Raw genomic sequence first — 12,284 nt, 5'->3', positions numbered from 1 at the left:
TTTCTTAAAAACGTTAAAGTTTTAGACCATTCATCTTATTTTTTTGCTATTGTCCAATACATCCTTTAGTTTTATAACCGTTAACAAAGTTTCCATGTTAATTCCCTCTTTTTTTTAATAAATATCCCTCAACATAAAATTTTACTTAAATCAAAAATCTGTCATTTAGATTTCATTGATATAAACGGATCATATCGTTTTTTAGATTAAGCTATTTCTATTCATAAGTATAGAAATTTTTTAATTCAATTTGGGAAGAAAGGCCTCGTTTTCGAGGTCTTTTTTAAAACAAACTGCATTTTCGGCTCCGAAATGTTAATTTTTTGTGTATTTCAGCGTATTTTTTTGTATTTCATCCTTTTTAATTCTACATTTCGCCCATATTAAAGTACGTGTATACGCTAGCCCCAAATCTACCCTATACCAAAGCTTTTTAACTTAACCGAAACTAAATGACTTATTTCAACCGCTCCCTCTGCTTATTTATTGGCTTAATTTGTAGTATTTCTTATGCTCAACAAGTTACTGTAGATAATTCAGTTTCACCACAAGACTTAATTCAAAACACACTTATCCAAGGTTGTGTAGAGGTCTCTAATATTTCTTCACCTTCAAACGGATCTTCCATAGGTATTGGAAGTTTTGGATATTTTGAACGTGCTGCTTCAAATTTCCCTTTCGAAAATGGAATTGTTTTAACCACAGGTAATGCCACCTCAGCAGGTAATGGTCAAAACAATAGTATTTTAAACGAAGGAGATGCAACATGGTTAACAGACAATGATCTTGAAACTGCCTTAGGTATTTCAGGAACTGTTAATGCCACTTCTATCGAATTTGAATTTGCTTCAATTTCTAATCAAATACAATTTAATTATATACTCGCTTCAGAAGAATATTTTGGTAATTTTCCATGTGAATATTCAGATGGTTTTGCTTTTTTAATTAGAGAAGCCGGAACTACTGATCCATATGTTAACATTGCTTTAATTCCAGGAACAACCACTCCTGTAAATACAAATACAGTACACGATGATATTGTTGGATTTTGTGCTGCTTCAAACGAAGAATACTTTGAAGGTTATAATGTAGGAGATACTAATTATAATGGTAGAACTACCGTACTATCTGCTACAGCTACAATTCAACCTAACGTACAATACCAAATTAAATTGGTTATTGCAGATCAAACCGATAAAAATTATGATTCTGCTGTATTTATAGAAGGAAATAGTTTTGATGCTTCTGTAGATTTAGGTGAAGATTTTACAACTTGTGCAAGTAGTACTGTATTAGACGGAAACATAGAAAACACCAATGCTACTTATTCTTGGTTTTTAAATGACGTATTAATTCCTTCAGAAAATCAATCAACGTTAACAGCTGCTGTATCTGGAAATTATCGTGTTGAAATTACGCTACCACTTGCTGGTAGCTCTTGTGTTATAGAGAATGATATTAATATTACTTTAAGTTCTACACAAACTTCAGATCCTATAACAGATTTTCAACTTTGTGATGATCTAAGTGGTGATGGTCTTGAAATATTCGATTTATCAACAAAAGATGCTGAAGTTATAGCTTCAGTACCATCATCTAGTTACGCTATTTCTTATCATTATTCTAATGCAGATGCCATTAGCAATATTAATGCAATAACGAGTGCAATTCAAAATACTGGAAATCCACAAGCTATTCACGTAAGAATTGAAGATACTGTTAATGGTTGTTTAGCATTTTCTACTTTTAATTTAATAGTAAATAGTTTACCTATAATTACAAACCCTACCTCATTAGTAGTTTGTGATGACCAAACTGCAGACGGAAGTACTGCAATGGATTTAAACACATTAAAAGATAGTGAAATTACGCTTGGCCAAACTAATTTGGTAGTTACTTATCACAGTTCTGCTAGTGACGCTGCTGCTGGTGTTAATGCTTTTCCGATGCCTTATACCAATACAAATTCAACTGAGCAATTATTTGTAAGTGTACAAAACCCAGAAACGGGTTGTATTAGCACTACGACTTTAGACATAAGTGTTCTAGAAAGTCCTGTAATTAATATGGAACCTCATTATATAGATGCTTGTGACACCGACCATAATGGATATGCTAATTTTGATTTATCATCAATTATTCCAGAGGTATTAGGAGGTCTTACAGGTGTAACTGTAACTTTTCATACGTCAATTGATGATGCCGTATCAGGAGAAAACCCTATAGCGGACGAAACAAATTATGCAAACATTATTAGTGAAGAGCAACTGGTTTATATCAGAGTAGAAAATGGCACCTCTGGTTGTGCTTCTACTACTCCAATTGAACTTCATACCAATTTATTATTAACTGCTACAACTATCGAGGACGTTACACTATGTGATATTGGAGATGATAATTCAGAAGAATTTGATTTTAATGATATTGAAGCAGGCATAGTGCATGAATTGGAAGATATTGAAGTAGAGTTTTATGAAAACGAAAACGACAGAGATAATCAAACAAACGCTATTAATAAAACGATACCTTATAGCTCACAAAGTAACCCTCAAACGATATACATTACTTTAGAAAGTCTTACATGTTTTGAGGTTGCAGAGTTTAATTTAGTATTATATCCTATTGTACAATTTGAATCTGTGTTTAGCCTTATTGTTTGTGATGAAGACCAAGATGGCTTTACTGCTACAGATTTATCTACCCTAGATGAAGACGTAACCAATGGTGAAATTGGCTTTAACGTTAAGTACTTTTTAACAGAGCAAGATGCTATAGACAATACTAATGCCTTACCTAATTTATACACCAACTTAACCAACCCTTTTACACTATACCCAAGAATTACATTTGCAGAAACGGGTTGTTATGACTATAATTCTTTTGAAGTTACAGTTTTGCCAGCACCAGAAAGCGAAAAACCTTTAGATATAATTATTTGTGATGCAGATAGAGATGGTTTTTCTCCAATTAATTTAAACTATAGCATTCCTAATTCAATTTTAGCAACACCAAACCGATCTGTTACGTTTCATAATAATTTAAATGATGCAGAATTAGGCCAAAATGAAATTGGTAGTATTTCTAATTATGCAGCTCAAACTGAAATCGTTTACATGCGTGTTGAAAACACCAATACTGGTTGTTACGCCATAGAAGAATTAGACATTATTGTAAATACTTTACCATTTGTTGGTGATTTATCTAACTATGTAAATGAGCTTAACTTTTGTGAGGATAACTCAGATGGTATTGGTGAATTTATTTTTGAAGTCAAAGATAGTGAAGCTCTAAGTGGACAAACTGGCAAAGAAGTTTCTTATTATCTCAACCAAACGGATGCCGATAATAAAACAAATGCTATAGACAAAACAAGCACCTATGAAAACATTAGCAATCCGCAACAAATCTATGTAAGAATTGATAATATTACAGATGAATCTTGTTACACCACTTCTTCTTTTACAATTGAAGTAGGTACAAACCCTATATTTAATGAGCCAACCGATTGGTTTGTTTGTGACGATAGTGTTGTTGATGGTTCAGTAATGCATGATTTTACAAGTAAAATTGAAGAAGTATCTGCTGGAATCCCAGACATACAGACTGTAAAATTCTTTACATCTGAAGACGATGCTATAAATAACACCAATGAAATTCCTTTACAATTTACCAACACTGTAAATCCACAACAGATTTATGTACAAATTGATAATGGAACCATTTGTCAATCTATTACATCATTTGTTATAAATGTAATTAGTACACCAAGCGTCTCTCCTGCTGATCCATTGATAGAATGTGATGATGACACTGACGGATCGCTTGTATTTGATTTAACAGACGCAGAAGAAAATATTTTAGATGTAAGACAAGAAGATCTTGAAATTAGCTACTTTGAAAATTATGAAGATTCTGAAGCAAATGCGAATGAAATAACAAACCCAAACAGTTATACAAATACATCTAATCCTCAAACTGTTTATATGAAAGTAACTAATACAATTTCTAATTGTTATGTGGCTTTACCTATAGAATTAATTGTAAATCAACCACCTTTTATTAATGATTTTGAAACCTATACTATATGTGCTAGCGATACTAACACTGTAGATTTAACAGAAATCAATGAAATAGCTGTAGATGTTAACTTCAATGTTTTATTTAGTTACTTCACCAATGAAGCAGATGCTATAGCCAATACAAATGCTTTAGATACCAATTACTCATACCAATCAGATTTTGATATGTTGTTTGTAAGAACAGAATTTAGCACCACACATTGTTCTACATATTATCAATTTAACTTAAGGGTTGAACCTTTACCTATAGCCAATCAACCAAATAATTTAATGGCATGTGATGATGATTTTGATGGTATTTTAGAATTCGACTTAACGCAGCAAAACTCAAGTATTCTAGGTGGCCAGAATCCAAGTTTATATACCGTAACGTATCATGATACCATGCTTCAAGCCAATCAAAATGATTATGCTTTAAATACTGATTATTTCGCTTATAATGATGAAGTGATTTTTGCAAGAGTAGAAAACAACAATACAGGCTGTTACAGTATTACTCAATTTTCAACCATTGTAAATCCACTTCCAATTATAGATATTGGTAACCAAGTTATCTGTTTAGATAATATGCCATTATTAGTATCAGCTAATACAAATAACTCAACAGACACCTACTTTTGGTCCACGGGAGAAGTAACTCCAGAAATTGAAATTACAGAGGTTGGCAGTTATTGGGTCACAGTAACTTCAGAATTTGGATGTGAAAACACACGTAACTTTGGTGTCTCAGAATCGCAATCTGCAACTATAGAAACAACGGAAATTGTTGATTTTTCAGACCCTAATAATATTACAGTAACTATTAGTGGAATAGGAAATTACCTTTATCAACTAGATGATTTAGAAGCACAAGAATCTAATGTATTTGATAATGTACCTATGGGTTATCACACCGTAACAATTATAGACTTAAACGGTTGTGCAAATGAAACTAAAGAAGTATTAGTAGTAGATATTCCTAAATTCTTTACACCAAATAGTGATGGCACAAATGACACATGGCATATTGTTGGTATAGAAACTTTACCAGGCACTATTATTAACGTTTTTGATCGTTATGGTAAACTAATGACACAACTTAGTGAGAATACTCCTGGTTGGAACGGTATTTATAATGGAGAAAAAATGCCTACTAGCGATTACTGGTACGTTGCAGATGTACAACGTGGTTCAATTGCATTTCAAGTAAAAGGACATTTCACGTTGAAACGATAAACCGCAACGATTTACTTTTATTTATCAAAAAAAATAAATTACTTATAAAAAAATCCCCAATAATGGGGATCTTTTTATTATTGTATATAGCGATGTAAAACTCATATACTAGTTCAGCTCTACTATTAAATGTTGAGAAGGTATGCATATATCAGCCAGTGATCATTGGTTTTTGGCAGAAATAAAACAAGGTAATATTGCTTTTGAAGATAGAGGTCATTTTACGTTACGTCGATAAATTGATACATTGTTAAGTTAAAAACGCATTTTCTTTAACATCTTTTATAAATACCAATAAATGTTAGATGCTTATCTTTGCTGTCCCTTAAACTAGAGATGAAGCAAATAATCCTTTTAGCTGCCTTATTAATATCATTGTTTACGTATTCTCAGAATATTACAGTAGATAGTCAGACTTATACTCCACAACAACTGGTAGAAAACATATTAATAGATAGTGATTGTATCAACAATATTACCGTAACCAATGTGGTTGGTGGTGATTTTGGAGGAACAGATCAAAGTTATGGCTATTTTGATGCTACAGGAACTTCTTTTCCATTTCAAAGTGGTATAGTTTTAAGTACAGGCAGACTAACTAATGTGCCAGGACCAAATTATAGTTTAAGTGATGATAATGCGAATAATTGGGTTGGTGATGCTGATTTAGAAAATGCTTTAAATGAAACGGGAACAATTAACGCTACGATTTTAGAATTTGATTTTATCTCTGTCGCTTCTCAAGTTAGCTTTAGATATATTTTTGCTTCGGAAGAGTATCAAGAAAATAACGCTAACAGTTGTAATTATTCTGATTTATTTGGTTTTTTAATTCGTCCTGCGGCAGAACAAGTGCCTTATGAAAATATTGCTTTAGTACCAAATACAAATACTCCAGTAAAGGTAACAACAGTTATGCCAGGTGTTCCAGGTAGTTGTCCTCCTACCAACGAAACTTATTTTGGAAATTACAATGACCAAAATGACCCAAACATACCGATAAATTTTAATGGACAAACCGCTGTTTTAACTGCAATCGCAAATGTTAATCCTAATATAACTTATCATGTTAAATTAGTAATTGCAGATGAGCAAAACTATAGATATGATTCTGCTGTATTTTTAGAAGCTGGTAGTTTTGAACTCTCTTCAGATATTGGCCCAAACCTTCTAATAGCGACAGCAAATGCACTTTGCGAAGGAGAAACAACAGTATTAGATGCTTTTCAAGAAGGACAAAATGGTTACAATTGGTATAAAGATGATATTTTAATTCAAACTGACGTTGCTGGCTGCACAAACTGTGGTACTTATACAGTTACAGAAGCAGGCACTTATAAAGTAGAAGTTATATTAGCTGATGGCTGTATTGCTTATGGAGAAGCTATTATTGAATATGCATCTTTACCTGTAGGATTTGATTCTGTTTTGGTAGAATGTGATGTTAATCAAGATGGGTTAACAACCTATGATTTATTTGATGGTATAAATGCTCTAACAAATGGAAATCAAGACGTATTTGTAAATAGCTTTTACTTATCTGAAGCAGATGCGATAGCAGATAACAATCCAATCCCTAATTCTGAAGCATTTCAAAATACTTATCCATTTCAAAAGGTTTATGCTCGAATCATAAATCAAGCAAATTGTATTGCTACAGCAGAATTAGAGTTGCATACTTCAAACAATATTGTGAATATTCCAGATTTAGACGGTTGTGATGGAGCAATTGTGGACGGTATCGCTTCTTTTGATTTAACAGAAATTGAAGCATCTATACTTACTCAAATTCCTGTTGGCGCAATTGTGCGCTATTATGAAACTGAAGATGATGCCTTTAATGAAACCAACCCATTACCTAATACATTTGAAAATAGCATAGCAAATACACAAATCATTTATGCAAAAATAACAGCTAACAATCAGTGTTTTAGTATTTCTACAGCAAATCTAAATGTACTTTACACTCCTGTATTAGAACCTGATGAAACACTTATTTATTGTACAAATGCTTCAGAACCATTAACTATTTACGGAGGTGTACTTAATGATTTACCTAACAATTATTATTACGAATGGCAATTAAATGGAACAACAACAGAAGTAAATACTCTATTTTATGATGTGACTGAAGCTGGTGTTTATACGGTGATTGTTACAGATCCAAATGGCTGTTCATCTAGTAGAACAATAACGATATTACCTTCAGGGATTGCTAATTTAGAAAGCGTCAATGTTGTTGGTGTGGCTCCCAATAATGTAGTTACTATTGTAGTTTCTGGAGATGGTGATTATGAAATTGCTTTAGATGATCCTAATGGTTTTTATCAAGATAGTTTTGTGTTTACCAATGTTTCTCAAGGTTTTCATACCATTTATATAAAAGACAAAAATGGATGTGATACTAGAGAGGAAATCATTTCCGTTTTAGGTTTTCCTAAATTTTTCTCACCAAACGGAGATGACTATAATCCTACATGGCAAGTAATTGGCACTGAAACACAATTCGAACAAATTTCATCTATTCAGATTTTTAATCGCTACGGTAAATTAATCACTCAGCAAACCTCTACTAGTGGAGGCTGGGACGGAAGTCTCAAAGGAAACCCTCTTCCTAGTGATGATTATTGGTTTATTGCTAATTTCAAAGACGGTAAAACACATACTGGTCATTTTGCTTTACGACGATAAATATGTTAATCGTTACTTAACAATAAAGAGTTATTTCTATTCTATTTTTACCCTATAAACCAACAAAATGAAAAAGAGCTTTTTCTTAATTACAATTATTATCCTTTCTACCGTTAAACAATCTTTTAGTTTTAATAATTCTATTATTAATTTAGACTGTCCGGCTCCAATAGTTAGCTCGTTCAGCCCAATAAATGGACCTGTAAATACTTTAGTTACTATAAATGGTAGTAATTTTATGGATGCTGCAACGGTTTCCATAGATGGAATTAATTCTACATTTACTATTATAAATGATTCAGAAATTACTGTTCTTATTCCTTCGGATGCCACAAACCCATCTGTTATTTCAATTATAAGTAATGGTGGATGTACCGGAAACTCTGCGAGTTCTTTTACAGTATTAGAATCATCTTGTGCTACTGGAGAAATTTACATTTCTGAAATTTATGATTCAGAAGTAGGTAGTTATGGTGTTATTGAATTATATAATCCAACAAATGCTGTTATAAATTTAGATGGTGTCTATGAAATTCAACGTTTCGGAGATATTGGAAATATAGATCCTAGTTATACCATTCCTTTAACTGGTTCAATTCCTCCTACAGATACATTTATCGTTCAGGTTGGTAGTGATGGAAATGTTTGTAATTCGGTCACTGCAGATATGATTCTCGGCTCTGGTATTAATGATAATGATGAAATTAAACTTCTTAATAATACCACTATCATTGATGTCGTAGAAGTATTAGACGAAAGAGGCTATACCATAATTAGAAACACAAATGCAACAGCACCTCAGAGTACATTCAATGAAAATCATTGGACTATGAGTGGTACTGAAAATTGTTCGGATCTAGATTCTTACTCACCTGACTCGAATGGAACTACTCCAAATATAACACACCCAATATCTAGTAATATTTGCGAAAACAGCAGTACATCATTTTCAGTTTCCGTAGATTCCGGATCATATACGTATCAATGGAAAACGCTCAATACTTCCAATGTTTGGGTTAATGTTATAAATAACGCTAACTACTCTGGTGCAACAACAAATACGCTTACACTTAATAATGTGCCAAATAGTTTTAACGGTCTTCAATATTATTGTGAAATCACTTCGCCTTCATGTAGTCTTATTAGTAATGCCGCTCAGTTGAATATTTCAATTCCCCTAGTTGATACAATTTCTAACCAAACAGTGTGCTCAGAATACACCTTACCAACACTTAACAATGGTAACTATTTTACTAATCCTAATGGATTTGGTAATCAACTTAGTGCTGGCGATGTTATATCAAATACACAAACCGTTTATATTTATAACGAAACAGGTATTGAACCAAATATTTGCTCTAATGAAACGAGTTTTAATGTCATTATAAATAATGTACTCGTAGATACTATTATTGATCAAATAGTTTGTTCAGAATATACCTTACCTACACTCACTAATGGTAACTATTTTACTGGTACTGATGGATCTGGTTCATCGCTTAATGCCAATGAACTTATTACAGAATCACAAATCATTTATATCTATAATTCTAATACCATAAATGGTGTTATATGTACTAACGAAAGTAGTTTTGAGGTAACTGTTAATCCGTCTGTAGATTTTACATTAGATGATTCTAATATTATTCTAGAAGGCAATAATATTTCTGTAATAATGACAGATGATTCAGTTGATTATGAGTATGCAATTGACACCTCTGATTTTCAAACGGATAATGTTTTTACAAATCTCTTAGAAGGTATACACACTTTATATGTACAAGATATTAATGGCTGTATTCTAAAGTCTTTTAATTTTGAAACTTCTAATGCCGTTGAAGAATTTTTCATTCCACAGGGCTTTTCTCCAAATGGTGATGGAAAAAATGATTGGTTTAATATTCAAGGATTATATGATAATTACCTGAATCATAAATTAGAAATATATAATCGTAATGGTGTTTTAATTTTTGAGGGAAATAATGCAAATAAATGGTACGGAATAGCAAATAAGGGACTACTAAAAACAGATAAAACTGTACCAGTAGGCACTTATTATTATATGCTTTATCTCAATGACTCAAGTGTAGGTTCCAAACCTTTTTCTGGCTGGGTTTACCTGAATAAATAATTTTTTTTTAAAATTTTAGTACATTTTAAGCAATTAGAAATATGCATGGCTTTAAAGTATTGTTAACTTTTTAATACAGGTTTTATCGTAACTTTGCATTATGCGATTTAAAATTGAGTCCGAATTTAAACCTACTGGAGATCAACCACAAGCTATAAAAAAGCTAGCAAAAGGTATTACCGATAAAGAGAAATACCAAACGCTTTTGGGTGTTACTGGTTCTGGTAAAACCTTTACAGTTGCTAATGTTATTGAAGAAGTACAACGACCAACATTGGTGTTGGCACACAACAAAACTTTAGCAGCACAACTCTACTCAGAATTCAAACAGTTTTTTCCCGAAAATGCTGTTGAGTATTTTGTTTCGTACTATGATTATTACCAACCTGAAGCCTACATTCCCGTTTCTGGTGTTTATATAGAAAAAGATTTATCTATTAATGAGGAAATTGAGAAGATGCGTTTAAGTACTACATCTTCCCTACTTTCTGGTCGTCGCGATGTTATTGTGATTGCATCAGTATCTTGTTTGTACGGTATTGGGAATCCTGTAGAATTTCAAAAAAATGTAATTACTTTAGAACGCGATCAAGTGATATCACGAACTAAATTATTACACCAACTTGTACAAAGTTTATATTCTAGAACGGAGTCTGAATTCAAAAATGGAAATTTTAGAATAAAAGGAGATACGGTTGATGTGTTTCCAGGTTATGCTGATCATGCTTTTAGAATTCACTTTTTTGGTGATGAAATTGAAGAAATCGAAGCTTTTGATGCTAGGTCTAACGAAATCATAGAACGCTACGATAGACTAAACATCTATCCTGCAAATATGTTTGTAACCTCACCAGATGTATTGAATGGTGCCATTAAGAATATTCAAGACGATTTAGTAAAACAATATGATTATTTCAAAGAAATAGGAAAACATTTGGAAGCTAAACGTCTAAAAGAACGTACAGAATTCGATTTAGAAATGATTCGGGAATTAGGGTATTGTTCTGGTATAGAAAATTATTCAAGATATTTAGACGGAAGATCACCAGGAACGCGTCCTTTCTGTTTACTAGATTATTTTCCAGATGATTTTTTAATGGTTGTGGATGAAAGTCACGTAACCATATCACAAGTTCATGCCATGTATGGTGGAGATCGAAGCCGAAAAGTGAATTTGGTAGATTATGGTTTCCGCCTGCCTGCAGCTATGGATAATAGACCTTTAAAGTTTGAAGAATTTGAAGCGCTTCAAAACCAAGTGATTTATGTATCTGCTACTCCAGCAGATTATGAAATGCAAAAAACAGATGGCGTTTATGTAGAGCAAGTAATTCGCCCAACTGGTTTATTAGATCCTATTATTGAAGTACGTCCAAGTTTAAATCAAATTGATGATTTAATTGAGGAAATTCAAAATCGTGTTGAAAAAGATGAACGTACTTTAGTCACCACGTTGACTAAACGAATGGCGGAAGAATTGACAAAATATTTAACCAGAATTTCAATTCGAACGAGATATATTCATAGTGATGTAGATACCTTAGAACGCGTTGAAATTATGCAAGATTTACGTAAAGGTGTTTTTGATGTTTTGGTAGGTGTCAATTTGCTGCGTGAAGGTTTAGATTTACCGGAAGTGTCTTTAGTTGCCATACTCGATGCTGATAAAGAAGGTTTTTTACGTTCAGCACGTTCATTAACACAAACCGTTGGTAGAGCTGCAAGAAACTTAAATGGTAAAGCCATTATGTATGCTGATAAAATTACCAAAAGCATGCAAAAAACAATAGACGAAACTAATTATCGTCGCGAAAAACAAATTGCTTATAATACCAAAAACAATCTTGTACCAAAAGCTTTAAATAAGAGTTTAAATAGTGCTTTAACTCAAAATTCCGTTAGTACATACAGAACAGAATTAGATGCACAAATAGCAGCCGAACCTGAAAGTGACTATCTAAATAAAGGTGAATTAGAAAAGAAAATAAGAGAACGACGTAAACTTATGGAACAAGCAGCTAAAGCTTTAGACTTTTTAGAAGCAGCTCGTTTTAGAGATGAAATCACTGCTTACCAGAGTAAATTAGACAAGCTGAAAGTGAACTAAAATTTAAAATTAAGGTTATAAGTAATTCTAAAAACTCCTTATGAATAATGACCTAAATTAT

Annotated in this window: 4 protein-coding genes; all 4 read left to right on the top strand. The window is 32.4% G+C overall.

Features of this window, described 5'->3' with window-relative positions:
- Window positions 1-452 precede the first annotated feature (452 nt).
- The 4 genes from ACJJVO_RS01170 to uvrB all read left to right on the top strand — a co-directional run bounded on the left by ACJJVO_RS01170 (window position 453) and on the right by uvrB (window position 12,223).
- Window positions 453-5,294 carry a choice-of-anchor L domain-containing protein gene (locus ACJJVO_RS01170; RefSeq protein WP_405569437.1) on the top strand — a complete coding sequence of 1,614 codons (4,842 nt, stop codon included), beginning with the start codon at window positions 453-455 and terminating at the stop codon, window positions 5,292-5,294.
- 336 nt (window positions 5,295-5,630) lie between these two features.
- A complete protein-coding gene (locus tag ACJJVO_RS01165) occupies window positions 5,631-7,985 on the top strand; it encodes a choice-of-anchor L domain-containing protein (protein ID WP_405569434.1) in 2,355 nt (784 codons plus the stop codon).
- Between the two features lie 67 nt (window positions 7,986-8,052).
- The gene (locus ACJJVO_RS01160) at window positions 8,053-10,116 is read left to right on the top strand and encodes a gliding motility-associated C-terminal domain-containing protein (protein ID WP_405569431.1); all 2,064 of its coding nucleotides are present in this window, start codon (window positions 8,053-8,055) and stop codon (window positions 10,114-10,116) included.
- Between the two features lie 100 nt (window positions 10,117-10,216).
- On the top strand, window positions 10,217-12,223 hold the full coding sequence (gene uvrB, locus ACJJVO_RS01155) for an excinuclease ABC subunit UvrB (RefSeq protein WP_405569428.1): 2,007 nt from the start codon (window positions 10,217-10,219) through the stop codon (window positions 12,221-12,223).
- Window positions 12,224-12,284: the final 61 nt, after the last annotated feature.

Source organism: Winogradskyella sp. Asnod2-B02-A (assembly GCF_045063645.1).
GTDB lineage: Bacteria > Bacteroidota > Bacteroidia > Flavobacteriales > Flavobacteriaceae > Winogradskyella.
The sequence above is the reverse complement of the archived record's forward strand: the minus strand, read 5'-3'. Positions and strand labels throughout refer to the sequence as shown.